Genomic DNA, 26,541 nt, shown 5'->3' on the forward strand with positions numbered 1-26,541 from the left:
TTAATGATATATAATGTTATTTGTGTTATATTTTAAATATAATATAAAAAATATTATATCTTTGCTTATTTTTTATAAGAATTATGTTAAAAAACATAAAAACAAGGCTATATTTAGCTAAGTATGGGGGTAAAAATTTATGAAAAAGAGAATTTTAACATTACTACTTGTAACTACAATGGCAATTACAATGGTAGGATGTGGTTCAAAGACTTCAGGAGATGGAGCTACAGCAGAAAAGAAAACAGAAAGTAATGATGGAGAGATGTCTTCACAAAAAAATTTATTTGATGTAGAAGTAACATTGCCTGCAGCTTTTTTTGACGGAAGTGATAAGACTACTATAGAGACAGAAGCAAAAGCAAAAGGTGTCCATGAAGTTAAAGTCAATGAAGACGGTTCTGTAACCTACATTATGGATAAGAAAACTCACAAAGAGTTATTAGCAAGTATGAAACAGGCAGTAGACGAGAGTATTAAGGAGACTTTAGCTGATAAAGAAAATTATCCTTCTTTTGCAGAGATAAAATATAATGATGATTTGACACAATTTGATATTATGGTTGATAAAGCAACCTATGGCGGACTTCAACCTTTTGTAGCAGTAGGATTTTATATGTCTGGAAACATGTATCAAGCTATGAATGGAAAATCCTTTGATACAGCAAAAACTATAGTTAATTTTAAAGATAAAGATACTGGAGAAGTCATTGAAAGTGGGGATTCTTCAGCGCTAGGTAAGGGCGGAGAATAGTTTATAAATTTGAAGGGTAGTTACATTCATATATGAAGAATAGCTATTGATGAAATAAAAATAATAGGGGTTTTCTTAAAGTAAGATAACTTAAATAAATGGTGAGTATGCACTTATATTAAAGTACATGCTCACCATTTTTAATAAGATTAGTGATATATTTTTGGAAAGTTTCTGTTTCATACACAGTATAAGAATGTATATTCGTATAAATTCTTTTTAGTTGGAAATAATAGTAATATAAACAACTAGAAAGAGGAGATAATTATGGATTATAATAAAGTAAAGGATGCTGTATTAAAAAAAGCAATGGAATTTTTTAAAGACAATGCTGTAAGTTTCTTTAGCATTGATACAAGAATAATAGCTTCAGCAGAAACAGAGATAAAGAATATTGATATTAAAACTAATTATACTGATTATCTTTAACATTATAAGTGGACATTAGAAAAGAGGACTATAACTCTAATAGATGTTGAGATATAATAATATAAACAACAATAACTTTTAGATTTAAAACTTAGGGGCGATTAGATGAGTGGAATATTAGATAAATATGATGAATCAATTAATTTAACTTATAATTACACATATAGGATGCTTATGAAATTAAAAAATATAAGAGGAAATTATAGAAAGTTAGAAGATGCAGATGAGATAACATTAGAAGTATATAGAGATTCTATTATAAAAAAGTATGAAACTTTAGAGGATTTAACATGGAAGTTATTATCTAAAATTTTTAAAGATGATGGACTTGAGATAAATAACCCTAGAGGATGTTATAAACATGTATTCAAGGAGGGGCTCATAGAAGATATGATTGTTTGGAATGACATATTATTTGCAAGAAACTCAAGTGCCCATATATATAATGAAGAGGATTATGAAATTATAAAAAATGACATAATAGACAAATATATAGACGCCATAGAAGAACTTTTAGATAAAGTATCAATGGAGAAATTGTAAGATGTATGGAATAGAAGAGAAGATATATATAAACTTAATGTCATATTTTAAAAGTAATAAATATATAAAAAAAGTGATTCTTTTTGGTTCAAGAGCAAAGGGAAACTATAATTATAATTCTGATATAGACCTAGGCATTCTATGTGATAAAAAGTATAAGGGTACTATATCTGTAGAATTGGATGAACTTGTGGGAATATATTCTTTAGATATTGTTTTTTTAGATCCTATGAACGAAGATATAAAATTACAAATAGATAGATATGGAATAGAAATTTATAATAATTTAAGTAGAAATTAAAGATGGATAAGAATAAAATAAAATCTTTTGCAGTTTGGGCGAGAAGAAGTTTAATTGCAGTAGTTAGTGAAAAAATAAATAGAATTAAACACAAGCCATTTCTTTTTAGAGATGGCTTGTGTTTATTTGGTAAAGGGGAAATTTTACAGGTGAATAATTAAGAAAAGGTAAGAAGAAGAATAAAAGAGTAAAAGCATGTCCACAATTAAGATATAAATAATAAGGAGTGGATATATTTATGGAATTAGTAATTAACTCAAGGGGAGCACATATTGGCAAAGTTGATGAGCGATTTCAAGTTACTATAGATGGAGTTAAACAAGAATTTTCAAGTAAAAAGGTTGAGAAAATATTAATAACAACATCTGCTCTTGTAACAACAGATGCATTAAAATTAGCAATAGAAAATAATATTGATGTTATTTTTTTGGAGTATAATGGAAAACCTTTTGCTAGGGTATGGCATTCAAAGTTAGGTAGTATAACTACAATAAGAAGACATCAATTAAAATTAAATGAATTATCAATGGGAACAGAGTTTGTTAAAGAATGGATAGACCAAAAAATAAGTAATCAAATAAATCATTTAAATAAACTTAAGTTAAATAGAAGTGATGAAAAAATTCAGTTGATAGATGAAGCTGTTAAAGATATGGAAGAACACAAGCGTACTTTATCCTTGTTAAACAATACACCTATAGATATTATAAGGGGAACAATGGAGGGACAAGAAGGTTACTGTGCTAGAAGGTATTTTAGTACTTTAGGAGAGTTGATACCTGAGAAGTATAAATTTAAGGGTAGAAGTAAAAATCCAGCTAGTGATGAATTTAATTGTATGCTTAATTATGCTTATGGGATACTTTATTCAAGGGTAGAAAGTTCATGTATAATTGCAGGATTAGATCCATATATAGGAATAATGCATACTGATAATTACAATAGAACAGCTCTGGTTTTTGATCTTATAGAAATGTATAGAGGGTATATGGATGAGGTTGTTTTTAGTTTGTTTTCTAAGAGGAAAATAAAGCAAGACATGTTTGATAAGATAGAAGGTGGAGGGTATTGGCTAAATAAATTAGGTAAACAGACATTAATCGAGGCCGTAAATAATAGATTTGAAGAAAAAATTAAGTATAAGGGTAGAGTTATAAGGATTAATAATGTTATTCAATATGATTGTCATAACATTGCCAATAAAATTTTAAATGAGGTGATGTGATGCTTTATTGGGTAATGTATGATATTTCGGAGAATAGAGCTAGAAATACAGTAGTTAAAGCTTGTAAGAATAAAGGATTATATAGGGTTCAAAAGAGTATTTTTTTAGGGGAACTTAATAAAAATCAAAAAGATGAGCTTAAGATTATCATGGAAAGATTAGTAGATGATGGCACAGATTCTATATATATTTTTCCGACTAGTAAAGATTATATCTATGATACAGATATAATTGGCAATGGTTTTGATAGGGAGTTGATTAGCAATGAAATTGTATCAAAATTCCTTTAGTGAATTTGAGGAGTATGTAACACCTTCAGATATAATAGAATTTTTATATTGTCCTAGATTTATATACTTTATGAAGAACTTAGGAATAAGACAATATGAAGAAAATAGATTTAAGGTACAAATAGGAAGAGAGAAACATTTAGATAAGAAATTACAAAATGTGAATCAAGTTAGAAAAAGAATAGGTGGAGTAAGCAAAGAACAGGAGAAATATATAGTATCTAAAAGATATGGAATAAAAGGGATAGTAGATGAAATATATCTGCTAAATGATGGAACCTATGCACCATTAGATTATAAATTTGCAGAATACAAAGATAAAGATTTTGAAACTTATAAAACTCAGATGGCTATGTATGGATTAGTTATTGAAGAGTTATATAAAGTTAAGGTAAATAAATTGTTTTTAGTATATTTAAGAAGTAAAAATTTACTTAAAGAGATTGACTTTGATGATAAGTTGAAAAAGAAATCTATTAAATATATTTATGATTATAAAAAGGTTGTAGATGGATATTATCCAAAGGCTACATCGAGCAAAGCTAGATGCATTGACTGTTGTTATAAAAATATATGTGAAAAATAATAAAAGGGAGATTTTATCTCCCTTTAGCCTTGTTTTAATGGATTTTAGTAAGAAATAGACATTACATTTCAAAACTTATTTAACTGTATTTATTAATATTTAACAATTATATGATAAAATATACATATAAAATATATTAGATATAAGATATAGATATTACTAAAGGATAAAACTTATAAAAATGAAGATAATAAGAATAACATTTAATTTAGGAGGTGAAAGAATGATAAATGCAATAAGAGATATAGGGACATATTTAAGAGAAAGTAATGGAATAACAGAAGTTGATATTGTAAGAAGTTTAGTTAACAAAATTGAAGGGGATGTAGTAAAGGAAATTCTTCTTATTGATATTAAGGATAATGGTGAAATAGAGACACAAAGTCAAGAGTTTTATGGAGATATAACTACTAAAGCTCTTTTTTATCAAGCAGGAAATGATGCTCAGGGTGGAGCTTTAAGAGCAGATTTTTATAAAGAGGATTCTAAAGAAATAGAAAAGTTTGATAAAAAAATAAAAACTACATTAGCTTATTGTGGGGTTGAAAACAGTTATAACCAGATTAAAGATATAATTTATCAAAAGATAAGTAATCAACATAAAAATTTTATAGTAGTAATATTATTAAATGGAAAATATCCTTATGAATTATTTAAAGATAAATTTTTAGATAAAATGTATGCTACTAGATTTAAAGCTATAAGTGGAAAGCATATATGCCATTTTTGTGGAGAAAAAAAGCAGGTTTTTAATACTACAACTTATAAATTTTACACCAACGATAAGGATGTATATGGTTCTGTAGATGAAAAAGATAAATTTGGAGTAACTATGTGTAAAGGTTGCTTAAATGATATTTTGATAGGTAAAGAGTATGTTGAAAATAAATTAACTACTTATTGGATTGATAAAAGTGTAATGTTTTTACCTCATAATTTTAATGAACAAACAAAAGCAATATATGAGAGTAGCACAATTGTTAGCGAAGATAGACAGAATTTTATATCTAATATATATAATGATGAAGAGATAGTATTGGAGTTATTAGGTAAAGGAAATACTGAGACAGATATAATTTTCTTTGAAAAGGAAGGAAATAAGACATTTTATGTACAACATACAATAAAGAGTATGCTACCATCAAGATTTGGTGAATTATCTATACTACTTACTAAATATGGTATTAAGTTATATAATATTATAAACTATTCCACTGCTATAAAGGTGGGATTAAAAGGAATTGACACTACTAATAAAGAGAAACTAAGAATGGTAGATGCTTTATTTTTAGGAAAAAGTATTAATAGAAACACTTTTTTTACTAGAGCTATGATGGTGCATAAATATGAATTTATAAACGGTAAAAATAAATTTACTGTTAGCAATATAGGTAAGGTTTATAATTTCTTAGTAGATGCAGGGTGCATAGAGGGAGGATTTAAAGTTATGACTCAATATGGTGATTATAAAGAATTGTTTATGGATAATCCAAGTTATTTTAATAGTAATGAAAAAAAATCATGGTTTTTAATTGGTATGGCTTATAATTTTGTTAACTATATGATAAAAAAAGGCAACTCAAATGAAGAAGGAAAGATCGCAGATAGAAGCTCATTAGATAAAAATTTCTTCTTTGCAAGAAAATTTGACTTTAAAGATTTTATATATTTTAGTAATTTACTAAGTGATAAGATGATTAAATATAAAATTTCATCTGCATGGCTTAAAGATATTCTTACAGAATCTAAAGAGCTAATGGCTAATCCAAGTGGTAAGTTAAGTTCAGATGAAGCTAAATATATATTCTTTTGGGGAATGGATAGTTACTTTAAAAAGGTTCAAGAGAATGCTATTGATTTAGAAAATGATATAAATGAAGAAATACAAGAAAATAAGGAGGGAATATAAAATGGCGAATACAAGAGAGTTTTTGTTATTTACTGATTGCACTATGGCAAATCCTAATGGAGATATGATAAATGAAAATAGACCTAGATATGATGAGAGTACAGGGAAATTAGAAATGTCTGATGTTAGGATAAAAAGATATTTTAGAGAAGAAGCAGATAATAGAGGATTAAAAGTATTTGTTAGAGCAACTAAAGATGATAAAGATAAGTATTTAGATTGTAAGGGAGTAGCAAATAAAATAATATTAGATAATTTTATAAAAGATGAAACGGATAAAAAGAAAGTAAAGGAGTTAAATGAAAAAGGTAAAGCAGAATTGGAATCATTATTAAAGTCAGATTATATAGATGTTAAATTATTTGGAGCTGTTGTTACAGAACCTAAATTTAACATAACTGGACCACTTCAAGTTATGTGGAGTAAAAGTATACATGAGGCTGAAATAAAATTTGCACAAGGTACAGCTTCATTTACATCAGGTGAAGGTAAAGCACAAGGAACAATATGGTCTAAATACTATACACCATATGCATTATTTAAAACATATATGGTATATAATGATCAATGTGCAAAAAGACAAGATATAAATGTAATAGATCAAGATTTAGAAAACTTTAAGGATATATTACTATCAGGTATTAGAAACTATAAAAGTACATCTAAAAATCAAATGCCTAGAGTATTAGTTGAAGTAATATATAATAAAAATTATATAGACGGAGAGCTTGATTATGTAGATGTAAAATATGATAAAGAAGATTTAGAATTAAGAGGAATAGATGAGTTTACCTTTGACTTTACAAACTTAAAAAGGTTTGTAGATTTGCATAAAGAAGTTGTTGAAAAAGTAAATATATATCTTCATCCTAAGGTACAAGTAGAAAATATATCTGAAGAATTTAATGTGGTATACATGTAGAAAGCTTAGAGGTGTGTATAATGAAGGCTTTAAATTTTAGAGCGTCTGGAGATTTTGCAAGGTTTAGGTGTCCCTACACAACAACTTCTGCTTTAACCTACACTATTATGCATCCTATAGCTATAAAAGGTCTTATAGGTGCAGTAATGGGAATAGATTATAAAGATTTATATGAGTATACTAAGGAAATGAAGATAGGAATTGAAGTATTAAAACCCATAAAAAAGGATACTCAAAGTTTTAATTTAGTTCCACAAATCAAAAATAATGGTTCACCTACATTTCCGTCAAGAATAGAGTTTTTAAGGGATGTAGATTATAGAATTTATGTTATGGATTCAGAGGAAAAATTAAAGGAAATAAAGAAGATATTAATAAATAGAAGTTATATATTTACTCCTTATTTGGGAGCTAGTGAACATATAGCAAAGTTAAACTTTGAAGGTATGGAAGAAATAACTAAAGTATCGGAAGATGTGGGGTTAACTAATTGTGTAATACCTAAAGCTCAAATTATCTTGGAGGAGAATCAGGAAGTGCAACTTTGTCTTGATAGAATTCCAATAAAGAATGAGAAAAATAGAGAATATATTAAATATGAAAAAGTAGCATTTGTACCAGGAGGAAGTATTGTTGCACAATTTAAAGGTGTTTTAAAGGTAGGAGAATCTAATGTGTACTTCTTTTAAGTTAAAATCGCATATATTTGATAACAATAAAGGTGATCAACTTTTAGTTGACCACCTAACTGGTGTTGCAGAAATAGCTTTGAATACTACAAAATATAATGGTGTTATAAACAATGAGTTAGAAAAAGTTATAAAAACAATAGGATTATGCCATGATTTTGGAAAGGCGAGCTCATATTTTCAAGAGTATTTGCAAGGTAGGTATTATGGAGAGCGGAAGCAACATGGAGAGATATCAGCTTATTTTACTTATTATATGCTACCTGAGCGTTGGAAGATGATAGGATTTATATGTGTTAAGAGACATCATGGTAACATAGATATTGATAATAGTTTTTTTAATACTGATAATGAGAAAAATTTAAAAGATATAAGTGAAGATATAAGAAAAAATATAGATGAGTTACAATCTATATATAATAAGAATCTGAAAGATTTCTTTGATAAGATGAAGGATGGAAGCCTTATTAAAGAAGTAAAACTAAGTTATATAAAAAGAGCATTAGTTATTAAAAAGAAATCTATAAAAGAGCAAGAAGAAGAATTTATGTGGCTTCAATATTTATGGTCATTATTACTTACAGGAGATAAAACTCAGCTAATTACAGGAAATACATTTAAAAATAAGGGAATATTAACTGATGAGTTTACTGGAAATTATAAAAATAAATTGAGAAAAGATTTAATAAATAAAATTCCTGATATAGAAAAATCACCATTATTTAGTATTAGAGATGATATATATAATAACACTATAGATTCAATAAATAATATAGATTTAGATAAGGATAGGATAATGTCTATTAATGTGCCAACAGGAACAGGTAAAACCATATCTGTTTATGGTGCAGCATTTAGATTAAGTGAAAGATTGATAGACGAGAAGAAGATAATACCTAATATAATTTATAATATTCCTTTTATGAGTGTTATAGATCAAAACTATGATGTATTAGAAGAAATAATAAACTTGAGTAATATAGATGTAACTAGTGATTTAATACTAAAACATCATTCTATGTCACCAATAGAATATAAGGACAGCGAAGATAAAGAATATAGAAATTATGATGCAAGATTTTTGGTTGATAACTGGCAGAGTACAGTTATAACTACAACATTTGTTCAATTATTTAATACTATGTTTAAGTCAGGGTTGAATTCAATAATGCATAGATTCCATAAGCTTGCAGGATCAATAATAATACTTGATGAGGTTCAAGCTATACCACCTAAGTATTATCTTATAATTGAAGACTTATTTAATATTTTATGTGATAAATTTAATTGTTACGTTATAACGGTAACAGCAACTAAGCCTTTATTCTTACAAGGTAAAGAATTAGTTAAGGATAATGATGTTATATTTAGTAAAATGAATAGAATAGTATTTGAAAATCATACTGAAAATATGTTGAATTTAGTTGATTTTAGAGAAATAGTAGTTAAGGATATTGAGGAGAATAAAAATAAAAGTTTTCTTATAATATTAAACACCGTGAAATCAACTTTAGAAGTATTTGATTTTCTAAAAGAAGAATTAAGTGGAGCTAGAAAAGTTATATATTTAAGTACAGAAATTATTCCAGAAGTAAGATTAAAGATAATAAAAGAAATCAAAAATAGTAAAGAAAAATATATATTAGTATCAACACAGTTAATTGAAGCAGGAGTAGATTTAGATTTCGATATTGTGTACAGAGATATTGCTCCAATGGATTGTATAAATCAATCGGCTGGCAGGGCTAATAGAAATGGGGTTAATGGTAAAGGAATAGTTAAGATTTATAGGTTAATAGGTGAAAGTGGAAAAACATTTGCTTCATATGTTTATGCTGGACCATTATTAGAAGCTACGTTTAAAATACTAGATGATAGAGAAAAATTTGAAGAAAATGAATTATGGCAAATTAATAGTAAATATTTTTCTAAGTTGAGAGAAGTTACTAAGAATAAAAGTTTACAGGATTATAAAGAGTACTGTGAAGAAATAAAAGCTTTAAGGGTACAAAATATTAGAAAATTAGAGTTAATAGAAGAAAATAAGAATAAAATAGATGTAATCATTAGATATAATAGTGAATCAGATGATTGTATAAAAATAATTGAGAACAGTGAAAATTATGAAGAACAGGAAGTTGTCAATGCTTGGAGGATACTAAATAAATATAGAATAGCTGTAAATAAAAATGATGTTATAGATATGGTACATGAGATAAAGGGGAGCAATTTTTTAAACAAAGAAGATTATGATAAGGATAGAGGAATAATAAGAAGAAATACTACTTGTATTTAAGGAGGAAAATTATTGAGATTAGAAGTTTGTAGGGTAATGTTTGATGATATAAAACTAACCTCAAGACATGGAGAAAAGATAAGAGGATATTTAGGGAATAAATATAGTGAAAATAATCTTCTACATAATCATGAGGAAGATAAATTTATATATAGATATCCAATGGTACAGTATAAGGTGTTATCAAAAATTCCAATTATTATAGGAATTAAGGAAGGAGCAAATACTGTAGCTAAGATAGGGGTTAATGATGATGAATTAGTACTTGATGGTATTAAATACGATACATTTCAAAAGGAAATAATTAAGCAAGAATTTGAATTTGGTTGTGAAGATGATTATATTGAATATAAATTTTTAACTCCTTGGATATCCTTAAGTCAAAAAAATATTGAAGCATATAGAAAGGGTAATAAAATAGATCAAGAAGAAATATTAAAGAAAATTCTAATAGGTAATGTTATTTCTATGTCAAAGGGAATAGGTTACACTGTGGATAGAAGAATTACCTGTTGGGTTAATTTAAAAGAAAAAGAAGTTATGTTAAAAGGTATTAAGCATATAGCATTTATAGGAGATTTTAAAGTGAATTTCAATATTCCAAACTATTTTGGCATTGGTAAATCTGTATCAAGAGGATTTGGAACTATAGAGAAAGTGTAAAATATATTTAAATTTTTAGAAGTAGACAAGTGGTAAGTTTTATAATGTTGATAAATCAATAAGTTTTAGGGTATACTAAGTATGTAATGTGGACAGAATTAAGCATTTTTTAGATTAAAAAAGTATACTTAATGAAGTTTTTAAACTTGTCTTTAAACTGCTATAAAGGGCACTAATTCAATAAAATTTAAGAAAATGCTGCCATAGAGGTTAATCCATTAAAACAAGGATTGAAACAAGAAACTATAAGCGTAGACCACGTATTAAATCCGCCATAGAGGTTAATCCATTAAAACAAGGATTGAAACAGTAGGTGTTTTGATGATTAGTGTTAAACAAAGAGCCATAGAGGTTAATCCATTAAAACAAGGATTGAAACATAAGTAAATTTAAGAAACTAACTAAAAAATTTATCAGCCATAGAGGTTAATCCATTAAAACAAGGATTGAAACATTGAGAATTATGAAAGTCAGCTTGAACTTGTTAAAAGCCATAGAGGTTAATCCATTAAAACAAGGATTGAAACTCAGGAAACGGATTTTGGTCCATAAATCTACTTGTGCCATAGAGGTTAATCCATTAAAACAAGGATTGAAACCTAACATCAAGCAAAATATAGAAACTAATAAAAATGCCATAGAGGTTAATCCATTAAAACAAGGATTGAAACAGGTTTTGTCTTAATATTTCTGCATATATAGCAAATGCCATAGAGGTTAATCCATTAAAACAAGGATTGAAACATAAAACAAAATAAAGAGCTGAAAGGTAGAAAATAACGCCATAGAGGTTAATCCATTAAAACAAGGATTGAAACGAAGGTACGGGCATAGTAAATGAAGCTGATAAGATATGCCATAGAGGTTAATCCATTAAAACAAGGATTGAAACAGTACAGTTGATTCCAAAGGAACAATAGAACAGAGCCATAGAGGTTAATCCATTAAAACAAGGATTGAAACTATTATACCAAGAAAAATCTTTCCAATATATAGGAAGCCATAGAGGTTAATCCATTAAAACAAGGATTGAAACGATAATGCTTATTATGGTTATCCTAACAAGGTGTTTGCTATAGAGGCTAATCCATTAAAATAAGGATTGAAATAATACATTTCATGTTAAAGTTAATCTTATGTTTAAGACATAGGATTCTTCTATTAAAATAAGGTTGAAAATTTTATGAAGCAACCATTTTATAATATTGCATTCTAATATTTTTCATTAATATGAATGTAACTTTAAAGAGTTGTACGTACTATTAGTGTAAAAATAAAAACTTTAAATATCTATTCTATAAGGAGATGATAGCATGGAATTAATGATAAAAGGTGCAGTCATGTTTGTAGTAACAAGGGGAATTAGAATATTATTAAACATAATTTAATCTCAACAATAAGCATAATAATAAATAAGCCAATGACAGTATTAATGTCATTGGCTTACATTTTATTTATTACTTATTGTTGGTTATAATATATTTTTTTATATCTTCAACATCTTTTTTAACTTCTTCTATTATCATTAATTTATCTGTTATTTTTGATATTATCTCTTGGTAGTTCTTTTCTCTTTCTTCTTGCTTTTCATCTCTTTTTTCTTGAGCTTTTAATATATAAAACAATAGAAATATGCTGAGAACTGCCCATATACCTTGAGATAGAGCTATTTTTAATATTTCAGCTTCCATTTGCTTTAGTATCCCCCCTTAACTTTAATCAAGATATTATTAAACTTTTATTGATGTTCAAAAATACCCCTTAATACTATATATGCAATTATCTTTATTAGGGTAATTTTTATGGATTATATTTATATATATACTAGGTTAATGAACTAATTACATATATATTAAATTTATGATAAAATTAGATAGACATGAAAGGAGAGGCTTATGAAAAAATTATTAATTCCAGTAGATTTAATTGCAGTTATACTATTTAGCTTTTTTAGTTTTTACCAAGTAAGAGTAGAAAAAGATTATGCTCAGGGGTTCTCCAATAATTTAGGTGAACTTTCTAATTATATAAATCCTGTAGAAAAAAGTAGATTATATGATGTGTATAAAGAGATATCTATTATTGAAGAACAAAAGTTAGCAGATGGAATAGGTGACAGGAGTGAAAGAGAAGAAAGTTTAAAGTTACAGTTTAATAAAAGGTTAAATAAATTAACTAAAAAGTATAGCCGAAGACTTTTAAAGGAAAATCAGGTAGATTTAATCGATGACATTAATGAAATCGAAGAACTTGAAAATACTGAAAAAGAAAAAGAAGAACTAAGGAATCAATATAGAGAAAAGATTATAAATGATTTAAAAGGTTATATAAGTGAAGATGATTATGAAAGTGTAATAGCTTTAGAAGAAAGATTTAAAGCAGGTGAGGATTTTGATTTTGAATGTGATATGGACAATATCCTTAAGAAATACTCTGATTTAGACTCATCAATGATTATATATCAAATTGTAGAGCCGTCAGAGATAAAGGGTGTATTTAAAATTAATGAAGACCTTTCTATAAGTTATAAACCAATTAAAGTGTTAACTCCAGATAAGCCATCGGAAGAAGTTGTAAAAGAAGCTAATGAGATATGGAATGAGGTTAATAAAGTATTACCTAAAAATGAAATGAAGTATTTTAAAAATTTAACTATCTTCTCGGATGGAGAGTATGATACATTAGCTTATGTAAGGATAATGGAGAATGATTTATTTAAATATGATTTAAGCATAGATTATGAAGATGCTAGAAGTGAGGATAACGAACTTACTGCAACGGTAATACATGAATTTGCCCATGTTCTTACTACCAATGGAGAAGAATTAGAATATACGGAGAAAGTGGATCCGAATTATTATTATGAAGAAGGATATTTTTTAGCTAAAGAAAATTCCTATTTAAATGAATTTTATAAGAGGTATTGGGCTGATATTTATGAAGATTCACTTATAGCTGAAAGAGTGGAAGATCCAGATGAAGCTAGGGGTTATTTTTATATTAGACATATAAATGATTTTGCAAATGAGTATGCATCTACATCTCCAGCAGAAGATATTGCAGAATCCTTTGCTTTATTTGTATTAGAAGACAAGCCTTGGGGTAATGCTGTTCCAGAGCAGAAAATAAGATTTTTTTATGAGTTTGATGAATTTATAAAAATTAGGAAAGAGATAAGAGAAAAGCTAAAACTTTAAAATATTTAAGGGGAAAATTTTAAAGTTTTGGAATGAGACTAAATTCATTCTGTTAATAGAATATAGTAAAGGCTCACCATAATTTTTTATGATGAGCCTTAAATATTATATTAAACTTCTACGTTGAATATCCATCCTTCTGGTGCTTCTATATCTCCAGCTTGAATTCCTAGTAAAGTTTCATAAAGTTTTCTAGTTACTGGGCCAACTTCTGTTTCACTATGGAAAACGTGTTTGTTTTCTTTATGTTGGATTGCTCCGATTGGAGTGATTACAGCTGCAGTACCGCAAGCTCCAGCTTCTGCAAATTCATCTAAGTTATCTATTAATACGTCTCTTTCTTCTACCTTCATACCTAAGTTATGCTCAGCTAAATATAATAGAGATCTCTTAGTTATACTTGGTAATATAGATGGAGATTTAGGTGTAACAAAGGTACCTTCTTTAGTTATTCCAAAGAAGTTTGCAGCACCTACTTCTTCTATTTTTGTATGAGTTGCTGGATCTAAATAGATACAATCAGCAAAGCCTGCTTTAACAGCTTCTGCATGAGGTAATAAACTTCCAGCATAGTTACCACCAACTTTAGCAGCACCAGTTCCCATAGGAGCAGCTCTATCGTAGTCAGAAGTTATGAAGTTAACTGGAGCCATTCCACCTTTGAAGTATGGTCCAACTGGTGTAACAAAGATTCCAAATATATATTCCCTAGCAGGACGAACACCTACATTGTCACCTACACCTATTACGTAAGGTCTAAGATATAGTGTTGCTCCACTTCCATATGGTGGTATAAGCCTTTTGTTTGCTTTAACAATTCTTCTGCAAGCATCTAAGAAAAATTCTACTGGTACTTCTGGCATTAAAACTCTTCTACAGCTTTCATTTAATCTTTTAGAATTTTGATCAGGTCTGAATAAGCATACTTTTCCATCTTTATGAGTATATGCTTTTAAACCTTCAAAACATTGTTGTCCATAATGCAGGCATGTTGAACCTTGGCTAATTGTTATTTTATCATCTTCAACTAAGTTTCCTTCATCCCATTGTCCATCTTTATAATGAGAAATAAAATTAAAATCTGCCTTTAGGTAATCAAACCCTAATTCTTTCCAATTGAATTCTTTCTCCATTACCAAATCTCCCCCTAATAAAATTAACTTTTTTATTTGATTTTTTAATGTGTAGTTAACATAATCCTTAATTTTAATGAAACCGTATACTTGCAAATGGAACTATGTAAATGAAATCGTATACTTTCTTATGTTTAAAAAATTTAGAATTATGTGTCTATAATACTATACTAACACTTTTAAATATTTTATCAATAATTTTTAATAATTATATTAATACTATATGTATATTAATGAAAGGGGAAATTAGAAATGAAAAAAAGACTAACTGTTGAAGGTATGACTTGTGGAAAATGTGTTACCAATGTTAAGACAGCCTTGCAAGGAGTTCATGGGATTGATAATGTGGATGTACACCTAAAATCTCAAATAGTAGTGGTTGATGGAACAGATTCTGTTAATGATAGAGAAATGAAGTGTGCCATTGAAGACGCAGGTTATATAGTAGAAAAAATAGAGCAGGCTTAGTTCGAAATGGAATAGAATATTATAAGAGGTTGAGTAAAAACTCCACCTCTTATTTGTTATATAATTTTGAGTAGGGAAAATTAATTAAATTTATATTATGTTACTTATTGACTTTAATATTATTTAGGTTATAATTAATATTATTAAACATAATATGAAAGGAAGGTTAAAATGGATATTGATAAAATACCACAATGGATACTTGCTTTAGAGCAAGAAGATGCAGGTTTTTTGAAAAACTTTGTGTTGAAATCTGGATCTTTAAAAGATATTGCAAAAATGTATGAAGTATCTTATCCTACTGTGAGATTGAGATTGGATAAACTGATTCAAAAAATTGAACTAAATGATAAGAAAGAAGAAGAGCCATTCCAAATATTTATTAAAGGATTGGCGGTGGATTCTAAGATTGATTTGGAAACTGCAAAGTTGATTATTGACAAGTACAAAAAATGTTCGAAAGGAGAATAACCATGTCAAATATAAGTACTATTATTATTGCATTTGTAATTGCAGGTGCACTCTTAGGAGTTGAATATTTTCTTGGCAAACAAAAGAACTGTTTATTAGGAGGGATTATACCTTTAATATCAGTGATTTTTACAATATGTGTGTTTAGATTTACAAAACTAACACTTAGCTTTAGAAATTTATTTCCATTTCTCATATTAACTAATATGTTTTTGGCAGAATGGGAATATGGACGTAAGAGATACAAAAAAGAGAAAGAAGCTGAACTGGATAAAATGAAAGCTCAAGATATAAATTAATTATATTAAACCATGGGTATAACTCCATGGTTATTTACATATTCTTTTTTCTTCACTTATAATAAAGAAGCCATATTTTATTATTGCCTATTTTAGAATGTTAGGAATTTATGTGAACCTAATATTTATTACAGAGAAAATTATACTGTTAGGGTTGAATGACCATCAAATGAAGTGGCGAGCAGCAGTAAACGGTACGGATTACCATGTGGAAGGTAGTATATTTTGGGATTGTATATATCTTTAATAGGTATATGCACTGGGGTGAAAGATTCACAGGAAACCAGAAGTGGAAGCCAGTATTGGATTGTCTATATTGATGACTTCAAAAATAAAAGAGAAATTGTCTATAGAACTTATAATTATCCTTTTATCTCTCGGGGAGAAGAGGATAAAGTTGTTCATGGCATGTTTTCTAAACGAGTAGTTCTCATTAATGGAAGAACCATTTTAAATTGATGCTTTTGTAAGTTATAAAATGTTGAGCATGTACTTAATAATTATAAGGACATGCTCAATCTTTCTTTAAATAAATTTATTACTTTAAATTCCTTGTGTTTTTTTAGAATAGTTTTTTAAAGCAACTTTTACATATTAGAGTTTTTCCTTTATTACAAGACATGATATTATCTTTGGAAACTTCCTTTAGACAAAGTTCACAGATTTGTTTAGAGCTTTTACTGGAAGATAGATTGTTATCTCCAAGGGAGAGCTCTTTGCATAAACCTGAGGCACTATAGCTATCTAAGGTTTTATTTTTTTTGTTGCTGGGAGGTTCATAATTTATTATGGGCTGTTTTTCTTCTAGCTTGACTATTTTATAATCCATGGCATAGGAACTTTCCCCAAAGAGTTCTAGTTCAAATCTTGGGTTCTCTTTATCGTAAAATTCTTCTATAATAAGTCTTCTTACTTGGGCATCATTTATGATAAGGCCGCTTTTCTCAACACCATCTAAAATACTTTTTGTTATGTTATTTGTGTCTGGATGACGTTTTTCACTTTTATAATAAACCTTAAGGACAGCTATAAGTGCCTCTGTTAAGGTTACACTTGGATTTTGAACCCTACATTCGTAGGCTATTTCTTCCTCGTATAGTGCATATCTATCATGATATTTTCCAGAGTTATATGGTAAAATAGCTCTGTTACTGCTATTGAAAAGTTTAAAGTTAGATTTAGAAATTGGTGATCCCTTTACCACAACTTTAGCATAGTTAATATCTTTCATTTTAATTCCTCTTTCTATGATTGTGTGATTAATTGTTTAAATAAATAACTTTAGTAAGTATATTATAACACAGGAACTTATGTTTGAATAAGAACAATAAATCTATATTAAATTTTAAAGTAAATAATATAAAGTGTGTAATTACTCTTTAAAAAATGATAAAATGTATGAAGTAATCACATTTGTTAATATAATTGTATAAATATGTGGATATATTATTTTAGCATGTGGATAAGTTTAAGTTAGTACCTTAAGGGTAAACTTATAATATAAACTTTCATAGTGTGTAAATTATTTAAAAGTAGGTGAAAAATATGAAAGAAGCAAATGAAGTAAAAGAAAATTTTAAAATACTTGCTATAGAGTCAAGTTGTGATGAAACAGCAGCTTCAGTAGTAGTGAATGGAAGAGAAGTTTTATCTAATGTTATAGCTTCTCAAATTGATATACACAAAAAATTTGGTGGAGTTGTGCCAGAGGTAGCTTCAAGAATGCATATAGAGGCTATTAGTGCTGTGGTGGAAGAAGCACTTAGAGAAGCAAACCTAACTTTTCAAGATATAGATGCAGTGGGCGTTACCTATGGACCAGGACTTGTGGGAGCTTTACTTGTAGGGCTTCAATATGCTAAGGCTTTGGCTTATGGATTAAATATTCCCCTTATAGGAGTGAATCATATTGAAGGGCATATAAGTGCTAATTTTATTGAACATAAGGATCTAAAACCACCTTTTATTACTTTAGTAGTATCAGGAGGACATACCTTTATTGTTCATATGAAGGATTATGGCAGTTTTGAAGTTCTAGGAGAAACTAGAGATGATGCAGCAGGGGAAGCCTATGATAAAGTGGCTAGAGCTATTGGACTTGGATATCCTGGTGGACCTAAAATTGATAAGATTGCTAAAGAGGGAAATGAGGACGCTATTAAGTTTCCAAGGGCAAATTTCCACGATAAGACACTAGATTTCTCCTTTAGTGGAGTTAAATCAGCTGTACTTAACTACTTAAACTCTCTTCAAATGAAGGGTGAGAGCTATAATCAAGCTGATGTAGCGGCTTCCTTCCAAAAGGCTGTGGTAGATGTACTAGTAGATAATGCTATGAAGGCTTGCAAAGAGAAACAAGTAGATAAAATAGCTATATCTGGAGGAGTTGCATCTAACTCTTATCTTAGAGCAAAGCTTATGGAAAGAGGGGAAAAGGAAGGGATAAAAGTTCTATTCCCAGCACCAATCTTATGTACAGATAATGCAGCTATGATTGGAAGTGCTGCTTATTATGAGTATAAAGCTGGTAGAATTGCAGATTTAACACTAAATGCAGTACCAAATTTAAAGTTAGGACAAAGATAGATACAAAGATTTAAATTTAGGATTTCATATGTTGAAACGTATCATAAGTAAATGAGGTTTTTACTAAATTGGAACTAATGAATAATTAGTATTTAGAGTTTAAAATTTAGTAAATATATAAATCAATAGTTAGGAGAAAAGAGATGAAAAACTTGACACAAAAACTAGTTATTGCATTAAGCTCCAAGCAAAGACTGTAATAACACAGAACATATTTTGTTAGGAGCTGTTTTAAAAGAGAGATTTAATCAAAATAGTTTTGTGCAGTTTTTGCTTTAATATTTTTAAAAATATAAATATTAAATAGGAGCAAAGACTATGAAGTATAAAAATGCACAAAATATATTACCTAAAGAAATTATTAGTATAATTCAACAGTATGTTGATGGAAGTTATTTATATATACCTAGAAAAGATGAAAATAGAAAAAGTTGGGGAGAGAATAGTGGGTTTAAAAATGAATTAATAGAAAGAAATACACAAATTTACAATTCATTTAATAATGGAAGTTCAGTTAAGGAATTAGCAAATAAATATTATCTTACTCAAAATAGTATTAGGAAAATTATTAGGGAATATAAAATGTATTATAAATAAAGCATGAGAGCATGTATGCTTATGGTTAGTATGTGGGAATAAATAATACATAAATATTTAGAGACTAACTACATGTTTCAACTACATGATACTATTTAAGTGACTAGATTATTATTAGGAGTGATTAGCATGAGTAAGATAAATATATTAGAAGTGTCTTTCAAATTTGGTGACAAGAACGATACTATTTACCCTGTAATGTTAGAAGATGAAAATGAGATGGTATTAATAGATTGTGGATATCCTGATTTTCTCAGATTGATAGAGGATGTTTCAATAAATAATGGAGTTAATATAAAAAATTTATCTAAAATAATTATAACTCATCATGATTTTGACCATATGGGAGCGTTAGCAGAATTTAAGAGACAATATCCTAGTATACAGATATTGGCATCTGAAGAAGATGCACCATATATTAATGCTAGTAAAAAATCGTTAAGACTACAACAAGCTGAAAGTATATATGATTCTTTAACAGAAAAGGAAAAAGAGCAAGCTAATTATTTTCATAAAATCCTTGAAACAGTAGAAAGTTGTAATGTAGATGTAACATTAAAAGATAAAGATTATTTAGAGTTTTGTGGAGGAATTGAAATAATAGCTACTCCTGGACATATGCCAGGGCACATATCTATTTATCACAAAGAAAGTAAATCATTAATAACTGGAGATGCTTTGGTTGTAGAAAATGGAATTATAGATATCGCACTACCTCAGTATACTTTAGACATAGAAGGGGCTAAAAGGTCTATTAAAAAGTTTTTAGATTATGATATTGATAGAATAATATGTTATCATGGTGGAATATATGAAAATGAGATAACAAAAACACTTAAAAACATTTAATATTAAAGAATAAAGATTAGAAGGTTTATTTTGTTTTAGGGCTATTGGATAAAACTTTTATATCAACTATGAATCTTAAAAAAGTGCTAATCTTGCGAGGATGGAGCACTTTTTTTGCTTTTACTTCTATAAATGACGTAGACTCTTTTGAGTACCTGAAGTGCCTTAGTGAAAACACTTAAAATTACATAGCGAAATGCAGGAAGATTTATAATTTTAGTAATGCTAGAATCAAAACATAAAATAAACTTTTACGAGGAATGGAATTATAATTATGAGTAAAATTAGCATTATTAATTGTTATAAGGAAAGTAAGGAAATCTATATAGAATAAGTTTAGTTATGAGCTTAGAACCCTATAATAATTATGTAAATGCTTTTAGGAGGTGGTAATTATGCAAGGAAACATAGTAGTATCTGAAGATGAAAAATGGAATGCAGTAATAAGTTGTAATAAGTATTATGATGGGTTATTTTACTATGCTGTGAAAACAACAGGTATTTTTTGCAGACCATCATGTAAAGCCAAGACACCACTGAAAGAGAATATATTGTTTTTTAATAGTGTAGATGATGCTATGAAAGAAGGTTTCAGACCATGTAAATTATGCAGACCTGATATAAAGGAATATAATTTTGAACCGAATAGAGAATTAATTGAAAAAATAAAGAAAAAGTTAATCCAGAACTATAATAAACAAATTAATTTCAGGTTTATTTCAAAGGAATTTGGTATTAGTACTAGTCATTTAACAAGATTGTTTAAAGAATATACAGGACTAACACCTAACGAATATGTATCACAATTAAGAATAAATAAAGCGATGCAGCTTCTAAGTAAAAGTAATGATACTATTCTAGAAATTGCATACGATGTAGGGTTTAAAAGCCTTTCTAATTTTTATAATTGTTTTAAGCAAAATACAGGTATTGCTCCTAAGGAGTATAGAAAAAGAAATAGTATCAATGAGATAAAAGTATAACAGATTATAAAAATTTATTAGGAGGTTTTTGTATGATTGAAAAATATTATGGTTATTATAATTCACCTATTGGCATTTTAGAAATAATTTGCTCTGAAGATTCAATACTATCAGTTATGTTTGTAGAGCAAGAAAAGTCCGTGATGAATAAAGGAAATGAAATATTAGAAAATACTATTGCTCAGTTAGATGAATATTTCAATGGAAGTAGAAAAGTATTCGATTTAGAGGTTTCATTAAATGGGACTGATTTTCAAAAGAATGTATGGAATGAACTATTGAAGATTCCTTATGGGGAAACCTTATCCTATAAGAACTTAGCGATTAGGTTAGGAAATGAAAAAGGTGTTAGGGCAGTGGGAAGTGCAAATGGTAGGAATAAAATATGGATAATAGTACCTTGTCATAGGGTTATTGGGACTAATGGAAGTTTAACTGGGTATGCTGGTGGCGTAGATAGAAAGCAATGGCTTTTAAACCATGAGAAAAATATACTATCGATTTAAAATATTAGAAAGAAAAGTAAGGAGAGCAATAAATGTATAAAATTCTAATAGTAGAAGATGATTTGATAATTGCTAAAACAGTGAAGAATCACATAAGGTCTTGGGGATTTGAGGCAGAATGTGTGACTGATTTTAAGGATGTACTTGCAGCCTTTGTTTCCTATAGTCCGCAGCTTGTTCTTTTAGATATTACCTTGCCATTTTTTAATGGCTATCATTGGTGCAGCGAGATTAGAAAAGTTTCTAAGGTGCCTATTATTTTTATTTCATCAGCCTCGGATAGTATGAACATAGTTATGGCTATGAATATGGGGGGAGACGATTTTATTGCAAAGCCTTTTGACCTTAATGTGCTGACTGCAAAGGTACAAGCTTTATTACGCCGAACCTACGATTTTACAGGACAGACTAATTTGATTGAGCATAAAGGTTCAATACTTAATATAAGTGATGCTACCTTAAATTATCAAGACAGAAAAATTGAGCTTTCTAAGAATGAAAACAGGATACTGCAGATTCTTTTGGAAAATAAAGAAAAGGTCGTGTCTCGGGATACCATTATGACGAGGCTTTGGGAAACTGACAGCTATATTGATGACAATACCTTAACCGTTAATATAACAAGACTTCGCAAAAAGCTGCAGGAGGTAGGTCTGGCTGATTTTATTACAACAAAAAAAGGTATAGGGTATATGGTGGAATGATATGAAGAAAATAGAGGTTTTTAAGTTTGTGATTTCCTATTTTAAAATGCGTCTTAGAGGGATTATTCTCTTAGTTTTGTTTTGTATCACCTTTGCACTTGTATTTTCTTTATATAATCTCCTCGTAGAACCCATAGTTTATGCTAGTGTACTATGTGCATGCATAGGTATTATCTTCCTTATAATAGATTTTATAGGGTTATATAATAGACATAAATTACTTCAAGATTTAAAAAGCAGCATTACCTTAAGCTTTGATAAACTCCCTGAGCCTAAAGATATAATTGAAAAGGACTATAAGGATCTGCTTAGTATCCTCTATAGCAATAATATTCAGATCGCTCATAGTGCAGATATGAGTCGAAGTAATTTAATAGACTACTATACTTTATGGGCGCATCAAATTAAGATACCTATTTCGGCGATGGGTTTAATCCTTCAGTCAGAAGAAAATGAGCTAAACTCAGAGCTTTCCATGGAGCTTTTTAAGATTGAGCAGTATGTAGAGTTTGTGCTACAGTATCTAAGGCTTGAGAGCATGTCTTCTGACCTTGTGTTAAAAAAATATAGTCTTGATGATATAGTAAAACAGGCAGTACGAAAATATGCAAGAATGTTTGTAAGAAAGAAAATTAAGTTAGATTTTCAAGAATTAAGCTGTGAGGTTTTAACGGATGAAAAGTGGCTTGTATTTGTCATTGAACAGATTCTATCAAACGCTTTGAAGTATACTAAAGAGGGTACCATTTCAATATACATGGATAATTTCAGTGAAAAGACTCTTGTTATAGAAGATACGGGTATTGGCATAAGGGAAGAAGACTTAAATCGTATATGTGAAAGAGGTTTTACAGGCTATAATGGTCGATGGGATAAAAAGTCTACAGGCCTTGGATTATACTTATGCAAGCAGATTCTAAGTAAGCTCTCCCACTGCATAGCTATAGACTCCAGGGTTGATGAAGGTACAAAAGTAATAATTAATCTGGCAACAATTGAAGTGCAAATAGAATAAGATTTTGATGCAGCCTTACAACTGTGTAAGGTTAAAGGAAGAAATGTAAGCCAAAGTTAAGGCAGACATTTCTTCCTTTTGCTATACTGAACATGATAAGAAGTTAGGATATAACATTACTAAATAAACTTTGATGGGTGTCCTAAATTAACAAGTTCCTAAAAGGAAACGAGTAAGGCAGGCTATTCAGTGTTTCGAGTGAAAGGAGAAAATTATGTCAATATTAGAAGTAAAAAAACTTAAAAAAATATATACCAGCCGTTTTGGTACAAACCATGTTCAGGCTTTATCCGATGTGTCCTTTTCAGTTGAGAAGGGTGAGTACTTAGCTATTATGGGTGAGTCTGGGTCAGGTAAGACTACCCTTTTAAATATTATTGCAGCACTAGATAAGCCCTCAAGCGGTGAGGTAGTGCTGAGCGGTATAAGCAGTATGAATCTTAAGGAAAAGGAAATTTCTAAGTTTCGTCGTGATAATTTAGGCTTTGTATTTCAAGACTTTAATCTTCTTGATACCTTTTCTTTGCAGGATAATATATTTTTGCCCCTTGTTTTATCTGGTAAGTCCTTTAATGAAATGAATAATCGTTTAAAACCTATTGCAAAGAAACTTGGAATAGATGATATTTTGCAAAAATATCCTTATGAGGTTTCTGGAGGTCAAAAGCAGAGAGCTGCCGTTGCTAGGGCATTAATTACTCATCCCCAGCTTATTCTTGCAGACGAACCTACTGGAGCATTGGATTCTCATTCAAGTGATGAGCTTCTTCGCCTGTTTAATGATATTAATAAAGAAGGCGAAACCATAATAATGGTTACTCATAGCACTAAAGCAGCCAGCCATGCAAGTCGTGTGCTTTTTATAAAAGATGGAGAGGTGTTTCATCAGCTATATAGAGCTTCCATGTCCCAAGAAGAAATGTATCAAAAAATTTCCGATACACTTACTATAATTGCTACAGGCGGTGTAAAAAATGAGTAAGATGTTCTATCAAAAGTTGGCTGTAACTAACATTAAAAAGAATGGAAAGACATATTTTCCATATATACTAACTTGTATAAGCACTATTGCTATGTTTTATATCATGAACTTTATATCAGTAAATGATGGACTAGACAGTATGTATGGTGGAAGGGAACTCAAAACAATACTCAATTTAGGCACTTATGTTATTGGTTTTTTCTCAGTGGTTTTTCTTTTTTATACTAACAGCTTTCTTATAAAGAGGCGTAAAAAAGAGCTGGGTTTATATAATATTTTGGGTATGGAGAAAAAGCATATTGCTAAGTTATTGCTTTGGGAAACCCTTTTTGTGGCAATTATAAGCATGATATTGGGACTCATATCTGGAATTGCAGTAAGCAAGCTTATATTTTTAGTACTTCTTAAGATTTTAAACTTTAAGGTTACAATGGGATTTGTTATATCAACTAACTCAATAGTTAAAACAGTTATTCTCTTTGGCTCTATTTTTCTATTAACACTTATAAATAATATGAGACAAATTCATCTTGCAAAACCTGTTGAGCTTCTTAAGGGTGGTCAGATTGGTGAAAAGGAACCAAAAACAAAGTGGATTCTTACTTTAATTGGAATTCTCAGCCTTGGAGCAGGCTACTATATTGCCTTAACTACGGAAGCGCCTCTAGCTGCACTTAATATGTTCTTTCTGGCAGCAATTCTTGTTATGATAGGAACTTGGTCTTTATTTACTGCAGGAAGTATTGCCCTTTTAAAAATGCTTAGAAAAAATAAGAAGTTTTATTATAAGACTAATCATTTTATAAATGTGTCTGGCATGATTTATCGTATGAAACAAAATGCAGTAGGTCTTGCTAACATTTGTATTCTTTCAACTACTGTTCTAGTCATGTTATCTACAACAGTGTCGCTGTATATTGGTATGGAGGATGTGCTTAGAACAAGATTTCCAAGAGATATTTCAATAAGCGCAAAAAATATATCAAAAGAAAAGTCAGAAATGATTAATAATCTTGTAAAAGAGCAAGCAGATAAAGATAATATTACTTTGAAAAATATAGTTAAATACCGATCTTCATCTCTAGCTATGATACAAGATAAGAATTATTTCACAGATAATGACAGTGATTTGGACGTAAACAATTTAGGCTTCCTAGAGTTTATACCACTAAGTGAATATAATGACTTGGAAAATAAGTCTATTACTTTAAAGGAAAATGAGGTGCTGCTCTTTACTTATAGAGGAGAAATAGCCGAAGACAGCATTAATATTTTAGGTAATGAGTTTAAAATAAAAGAACGTATAAATAGCATGACAGTGGATGGAATAGCTTCCTCAGTACCTGCTAACGGCTACTTTATTATCGTACCTGATGAAAAAACAATTGAAAAAATATATACTTCAATCACTCAGGATGATGTGAAAATAGAGGATTTATCTTATTACTTTGCCTTTGATACTGATGATAATGCGGAAAAGGAAATTGCTTTAACTAATGAAATTAATAGCAAAATAAAACAATTATCTCTTGATGCACGTTGTGAGGGCTTGGAAGAATCCAGGGAATCCGCTTTTTCTCTATACGGAGGACTTTTCTTCCTAGGGATATTCCTTGGAGCACTATTTATTATGGCTACTGTACTTATTATATACTACAAGCAGATTTCGGAAGGCTATGATGATAAGGAGCGCTTTGAAATTATGCAGAAGGTTGGCATGAGCAAAGAAGAAATTAAAAAATCAATAGGCAACCAAGTGCTTATGGTGTTCTTCCTGCCACTTGTAACAGCAATTATTCATATTGCCTTTGCCTTCAAGGTTATAGTGAAGCTTTTTGAAGTATTAAGTTTCACTAATGTTACATTGTTTGTAATCTGCACAGCAGGAACAATTTCTGTCTTTGCCATCTTGTATGCTATGGTTTATTTCCTCACTTCACGAGTTTATTATAAAATTGTCAGCTAATTTGATTTTTAGTTAACTTTTTTATTAGATATATTATAATATTATATTTAAAGATAAATGATAAGTTAATAGAATATTTAAGTAGTGAAGAAGCTCCTACTAGAGGAGTTTCTTCTTTTTTTATAAAAAATTTAAATTTGGGAGAATAAAATTAAATATAGAAATTTAGAAAAACCTC

30 protein-coding genes and 1 CRISPR repeat array are annotated in these 26,541 nt (G+C 29.0%); of the genes, 27 read left to right on the forward strand and 3 right to left on the reverse strand.

Annotated elements, in window-relative coordinates:
• The first annotated feature begins 139 nt into the window (after positions 1-139).
• The 13 genes from B3630_RS08955 (at position 140) to B3630_RS09015 (ending at position 10,607) form a co-directional block, all read left to right on the forward strand.
• Positions 140-754, forward strand: coding sequence for a hypothetical protein (locus B3630_RS08955; protein WP_346897385.1), 615 nt, complete (start codon positions 140-142; stop codon positions 752-754).
• A 267-nt stretch (positions 755-1,021) separates the two neighbouring features.
• Complete coding sequence (locus B3630_RS08960) at positions 1,022-1,183, forward strand: hypothetical protein (RefSeq protein WP_346897387.1); 162 nt, start codon at positions 1,022-1,024, stop codon at positions 1,181-1,183.
• 105 nt (positions 1,184-1,288) lie between these two features.
• Entirely contained in the window at positions 1,289-1,726 is a 438-nt protein-coding gene (locus B3630_RS08965; protein ID WP_346897389.1) for an HI0074 family nucleotidyltransferase substrate-binding subunit, read from the forward strand.
• Position 1,727: 1 nt separating this feature from the next.
• Positions 1,728-2,027, forward strand: a complete 300-nt coding sequence (locus B3630_RS08970) for a nucleotidyltransferase domain-containing protein (RefSeq protein ID WP_346897391.1) — start codon at positions 1,728-1,730, stop codon at positions 2,025-2,027.
• A gap of 2 nt (positions 2,028-2,029) precedes the next feature.
• A complete protein-coding gene (locus B3630_RS08975) occupies positions 2,030-2,188 on the forward strand; it encodes a hypothetical protein (RefSeq protein WP_346897393.1) in 159 nt (52 codons plus the stop codon).
• 77 nt (positions 2,189-2,265) lie between these two features.
• Positions 2,266-3,252: a CRISPR-associated endonuclease Cas1 gene (gene cas1 / locus B3630_RS08980; RefSeq protein ID WP_346897395.1), complete on the forward strand. Its 987-nt coding sequence runs from the start codon at positions 2,266-2,268 to the stop codon at positions 3,250-3,252.
• Entirely contained in the window at positions 3,252-3,542 is a 291-nt protein-coding gene (cas2, locus tag B3630_RS08985; RefSeq protein WP_346897397.1) for a CRISPR-associated endonuclease Cas2, read from the forward strand. Before cas1 ends, cas2 begins: the two co-directional genes overlap by 1 nt.
• A complete protein-coding gene (gene cas4, locus B3630_RS08990; RefSeq protein ID WP_346897399.1) occupies positions 3,517-4,128 on the forward strand; it encodes a CRISPR-associated protein Cas4 in 612 nt (203 codons plus the stop codon). Before cas2 ends, cas4 begins: the two co-directional genes overlap by 26 nt.
• 223 nt (positions 4,129-4,351) lie before the next feature.
• Entirely contained in the window at positions 4,352-6,037 is a 1,686-nt protein-coding gene (locus B3630_RS08995; protein ID WP_346897401.1) for a TIGR02556 family CRISPR-associated protein, read from the forward strand.
• 1 nt (position 6,038) lies between these two features.
• Positions 6,039-6,959 carry a type I-B CRISPR-associated protein Cas7/Csh2 gene (gene cas7b / locus B3630_RS09000; RefSeq protein WP_346897403.1) on the forward strand — a complete coding sequence of 307 codons (921 nt, stop codon included), beginning with the start codon at positions 6,039-6,041 and terminating at the stop codon, positions 6,957-6,959.
• A 20-nt stretch (positions 6,960-6,979) separates the two neighbouring features.
• Positions 6,980-7,648, forward strand: coding sequence for a type I-B CRISPR-associated protein Cas5b (gene cas5b, locus B3630_RS09005; RefSeq protein WP_346897405.1), 669 nt, complete (start codon positions 6,980-6,982; stop codon positions 7,646-7,648).
• Entirely contained in the window at positions 7,632-9,944 is a 2,313-nt protein-coding gene (cas3, locus tag B3630_RS09010; protein ID WP_346897407.1) for a CRISPR-associated helicase Cas3', read from the forward strand. Before cas5b ends, cas3 begins: the two co-directional genes overlap by 17 nt.
• A gap of 12 nt (positions 9,945-9,956) precedes the next feature.
• A complete protein-coding gene (locus B3630_RS09015) occupies positions 9,957-10,607 on the forward strand; it encodes a CRISPR-associated endonuclease Cas6 (protein ID WP_346897409.1) in 651 nt (216 codons plus the stop codon).
• Positions 10,608-10,807: 200 nt separating this feature from the next.
• Positions 10,808-11,716: a CRISPR direct-repeat array (repeat unit 37 nt; unit sequence GCCATAGAGGTTAATCCATTAAAACAAGGATTGAAAC).
• A 348-nt stretch (positions 11,717-12,064) separates the two neighbouring features.
• On the opposite strand, the gene B3630_RS09020 is transcribed toward B3630_RS09015, so the two are convergent.
• Positions 12,065-12,298, reverse strand: a complete 234-nt coding sequence (locus B3630_RS09020; protein ID WP_346870754.1) for a BhlA/UviB family holin-like peptide — start codon at positions 12,296-12,298, stop codon at positions 12,065-12,067.
• Between the two features lie 204 nt (positions 12,299-12,502).
• On the opposite strand from B3630_RS09020, the gene B3630_RS09025 reads away from it, so the two are divergent.
• Positions 12,503-13,804 (forward strand): hypothetical protein, encoded by a 1,302-nt coding sequence (locus B3630_RS09025; protein WP_346897411.1) that lies wholly within the window; start codon positions 12,503-12,505, stop codon positions 13,802-13,804.
• A gap of 110 nt (positions 13,805-13,914) precedes the next feature.
• Here B3630_RS09025 and B3630_RS09030 read toward each other — a convergent pair whose 3' ends face one another.
• On the reverse strand, positions 13,915-14,937 hold the full coding sequence (locus B3630_RS09030; protein WP_346897413.1) for a branched-chain amino acid aminotransferase: 1,023 nt from the start codon (positions 14,935-14,937) through the stop codon (positions 13,915-13,917).
• A 252-nt stretch (positions 14,938-15,189) separates the two neighbouring features.
• Between B3630_RS09030 and B3630_RS09035 the strand changes: the two genes are divergently transcribed.
• From B3630_RS09035 to B3630_RS09050, 4 genes are all read left to right on the forward strand, one after another.
• Positions 15,190-15,405, forward strand: coding sequence for a heavy-metal-associated domain-containing protein (locus B3630_RS09035; protein WP_346870757.1), 216 nt, complete (start codon positions 15,190-15,192; stop codon positions 15,403-15,405).
• A gap of 171 nt (positions 15,406-15,576) precedes the next feature.
• Complete coding sequence (locus tag B3630_RS09040; protein ID WP_346897415.1) at positions 15,577-15,876, forward strand: DUF2089 family protein; 300 nt, start codon at positions 15,577-15,579, stop codon at positions 15,874-15,876.
• Between the two features lie 2 nt (positions 15,877-15,878).
• Positions 15,879-16,175: a hypothetical protein gene (locus B3630_RS09045; RefSeq protein WP_346897417.1), complete on the forward strand. Its 297-nt coding sequence runs from the start codon at positions 15,879-15,881 to the stop codon at positions 16,173-16,175.
• Positions 16,176-16,400: 225 nt separating this feature from the next.
• Positions 16,401-16,634, forward strand: a complete 234-nt coding sequence (locus B3630_RS09050) for a hypothetical protein (RefSeq protein ID WP_346897419.1) — start codon at positions 16,401-16,403, stop codon at positions 16,632-16,634.
• A 103-nt stretch (positions 16,635-16,737) separates the two neighbouring features.
• Here B3630_RS09050 and B3630_RS09055 read toward each other — a convergent pair whose 3' ends face one another.
• Positions 16,738-17,406 carry a RusA family crossover junction endodeoxyribonuclease gene (locus tag B3630_RS09055; protein WP_346897421.1) on the reverse strand — a complete coding sequence of 223 codons (669 nt, stop codon included), beginning with the start codon at positions 17,404-17,406 and terminating at the stop codon, positions 16,738-16,740.
• 314 nt (positions 17,407-17,720) lie between these two features.
• Between B3630_RS09055 and tsaD the strand changes: the two genes are divergently transcribed.
• From tsaD to B3630_RS09100, 9 genes are all read left to right on the forward strand, one after another.
• Positions 17,721-18,761: a tRNA (adenosine(37)-N6)-threonylcarbamoyltransferase complex transferase subunit TsaD gene (gene tsaD, locus B3630_RS09060; protein WP_346870760.1), complete on the forward strand. Its 1,041-nt coding sequence runs from the start codon at positions 17,721-17,723 to the stop codon at positions 18,759-18,761.
• Between the two features lie 318 nt (positions 18,762-19,079).
• Positions 19,080-19,358, forward strand: coding sequence for a CD3324 family protein (locus B3630_RS09065; protein WP_346897423.1), 279 nt, complete (start codon positions 19,080-19,082; stop codon positions 19,356-19,358).
• A gap of 129 nt (positions 19,359-19,487) precedes the next feature.
• Positions 19,488-20,207: an MBL fold metallo-hydrolase gene (locus tag B3630_RS09070; protein WP_346897425.1), complete on the forward strand. Its 720-nt coding sequence runs from the start codon at positions 19,488-19,490 to the stop codon at positions 20,205-20,207.
• A gap of 395 nt (positions 20,208-20,602) precedes the next feature.
• Positions 20,603-21,190: a bifunctional transcriptional activator/DNA repair enzyme AdaA gene (locus tag B3630_RS09075; protein WP_346897427.1), complete on the forward strand. Its 588-nt coding sequence runs from the start codon at positions 20,603-20,605 to the stop codon at positions 21,188-21,190.
• A 32-nt stretch (positions 21,191-21,222) separates the two neighbouring features.
• The gene (locus B3630_RS09080) at positions 21,223-21,696 is read left to right on the forward strand and encodes a methylated-DNA--[protein]-cysteine S-methyltransferase (protein ID WP_346897429.1); all 474 of its coding nucleotides are present in this window, start codon (positions 21,223-21,225) and stop codon (positions 21,694-21,696) included.
• A 32-nt stretch (positions 21,697-21,728) separates the two neighbouring features.
• Positions 21,729-22,400: a response regulator transcription factor gene (locus B3630_RS09085; RefSeq protein WP_346897431.1), complete on the forward strand. Its 672-nt coding sequence runs from the start codon at positions 21,729-21,731 to the stop codon at positions 22,398-22,400.
• 1 nt (position 22,401) lies between these two features.
• Positions 22,402-23,415 carry a sensor histidine kinase gene (locus B3630_RS09090; RefSeq protein ID WP_346897433.1) on the forward strand — a complete coding sequence of 338 codons (1,014 nt, stop codon included), beginning with the start codon at positions 22,402-22,404 and terminating at the stop codon, positions 23,413-23,415.
• Between the two features lie 214 nt (positions 23,416-23,629).
• On the forward strand, positions 23,630-24,397 hold the full coding sequence (locus B3630_RS09095; RefSeq protein WP_346897435.1) for an ABC transporter ATP-binding protein: 768 nt from the start codon (positions 23,630-23,632) through the stop codon (positions 24,395-24,397).
• Complete coding sequence (locus tag B3630_RS09100) at positions 24,390-26,363, forward strand: ABC transporter permease (protein WP_346897437.1); 1,974 nt, start codon at positions 24,390-24,392, stop codon at positions 26,361-26,363. The genes B3630_RS09095 and B3630_RS09100 overlap by 8 nt, the downstream gene beginning before the upstream one ends.
• Positions 26,364-26,541 lie beyond the last annotated feature (178 nt).

This window comes from Clostridium sp. UBA7503, from assembly GCF_002477055.1.
Lineage (GTDB): Bacteria > Bacillota > Clostridia > Clostridiales > Clostridiaceae > Clostridium_J > Clostridium_J sulfidigenes.

Coding starts and splice junctions, on each gene's coding strand:
- B3630_RS09020 (WP_346870754.1), bottom strand. CDS start 12,298: ATGGAAGCTGAAATATTAAAAATAGCTCTATCTCAAGGTATATGGGCA.
- B3630_RS08965 (WP_346897389.1), top strand. CDS start 1,289: ATGAGTGGAATATTAGATAAATATGATGAATCAATTAATTTAACTTAT.
- B3630_RS08960 (WP_346897387.1), top strand. CDS start 1,022: ATGGATTATAATAAAGTAAAGGATGCTGTATTAAAAAAAGCAATGGAA.
- B3630_RS09045 (WP_346897417.1), top strand. CDS start 15,879: ATGTCAAATATAAGTACTATTATTATTGCATTTGTAATTGCAGGTGCA.
- B3630_RS09075 (WP_346897427.1), top strand. CDS start 20,603: ATGCAAGGAAACATAGTAGTATCTGAAGATGAAAAATGGAATGCAGTA.
- B3630_RS09055 (WP_346897421.1), bottom strand. CDS start 17,406: ATGAAAGATATTAACTATGCTAAAGTTGTGGTAAAGGGATCACCAATT.
- cas3 (WP_346897407.1), top strand. CDS start 7,632: ATGTGTACTTCTTTTAAGTTAAAATCGCATATATTTGATAACAATAAA.
- cas2 (WP_346897397.1), top strand. CDS start 3,252: ATGCTTTATTGGGTAATGTATGATATTTCGGAGAATAGAGCTAGAAAT.
- B3630_RS09030 (WP_346897413.1), bottom strand. CDS start 14,937: ATGGAGAAAGAATTCAATTGGAAAGAATTAGGGTTTGATTACCTAAAG.
- B3630_RS09040 (WP_346897415.1), top strand. CDS start 15,577: ATGGATATTGATAAAATACCACAATGGATACTTGCTTTAGAGCAAGAA.
- B3630_RS08970 (WP_346897391.1), top strand. CDS start 1,728: ATGTATGGAATAGAAGAGAAGATATATATAAACTTAATGTCATATTTT.
- cas4 (WP_346897399.1), top strand. CDS start 3,517: ATGAAATTGTATCAAAATTCCTTTAGTGAATTTGAGGAGTATGTAACA.
- B3630_RS09085 (WP_346897431.1), top strand. CDS start 21,729: ATGTATAAAATTCTAATAGTAGAAGATGATTTGATAATTGCTAAAACA.
- B3630_RS09095 (WP_346897435.1), top strand. CDS start 23,630: ATGTCAATATTAGAAGTAAAAAAACTTAAAAAAATATATACCAGCCGT.
- B3630_RS09035 (WP_346870757.1), top strand. CDS start 15,190: ATGAAAAAAAGACTAACTGTTGAAGGTATGACTTGTGGAAAATGTGTT.
- B3630_RS08975 (WP_346897393.1), top strand. CDS start 2,030: ATGGATAAGAATAAAATAAAATCTTTTGCAGTTTGGGCGAGAAGAAGT.
- cas1 (WP_346897395.1), top strand. CDS start 2,266: ATGGAATTAGTAATTAACTCAAGGGGAGCACATATTGGCAAAGTTGAT.
- tsaD (WP_346870760.1), top strand. CDS start 17,721: ATGAAAGAAGCAAATGAAGTAAAAGAAAATTTTAAAATACTTGCTATA.
- B3630_RS08955 (WP_346897385.1), top strand. CDS start 140: ATGAAAAAGAGAATTTTAACATTACTACTTGTAACTACAATGGCAATT.
- cas5b (WP_346897405.1), top strand. CDS start 6,980: ATGAAGGCTTTAAATTTTAGAGCGTCTGGAGATTTTGCAAGGTTTAGG.
- B3630_RS09065 (WP_346897423.1), top strand. CDS start 19,080: ATGAAGTATAAAAATGCACAAAATATATTACCTAAAGAAATTATTAGT.
- cas7b (WP_346897403.1), top strand. CDS start 6,039: ATGGCGAATACAAGAGAGTTTTTGTTATTTACTGATTGCACTATGGCA.
- B3630_RS09100 (WP_346897437.1), top strand. CDS start 24,390: ATGAGTAAGATGTTCTATCAAAAGTTGGCTGTAACTAACATTAAAAAG.
- B3630_RS08995 (WP_346897401.1), top strand. CDS start 4,352: ATGATAAATGCAATAAGAGATATAGGGACATATTTAAGAGAAAGTAAT.
- B3630_RS09080 (WP_346897429.1), top strand. CDS start 21,223: ATGATTGAAAAATATTATGGTTATTATAATTCACCTATTGGCATTTTA.
- B3630_RS09025 (WP_346897411.1), top strand. CDS start 12,503: ATGAAAAAATTATTAATTCCAGTAGATTTAATTGCAGTTATACTATTT.
- B3630_RS09090 (WP_346897433.1), top strand. CDS start 22,402: ATGAAGAAAATAGAGGTTTTTAAGTTTGTGATTTCCTATTTTAAAATG.
- B3630_RS09070 (WP_346897425.1), top strand. CDS start 19,488: ATGAGTAAGATAAATATATTAGAAGTGTCTTTCAAATTTGGTGACAAG.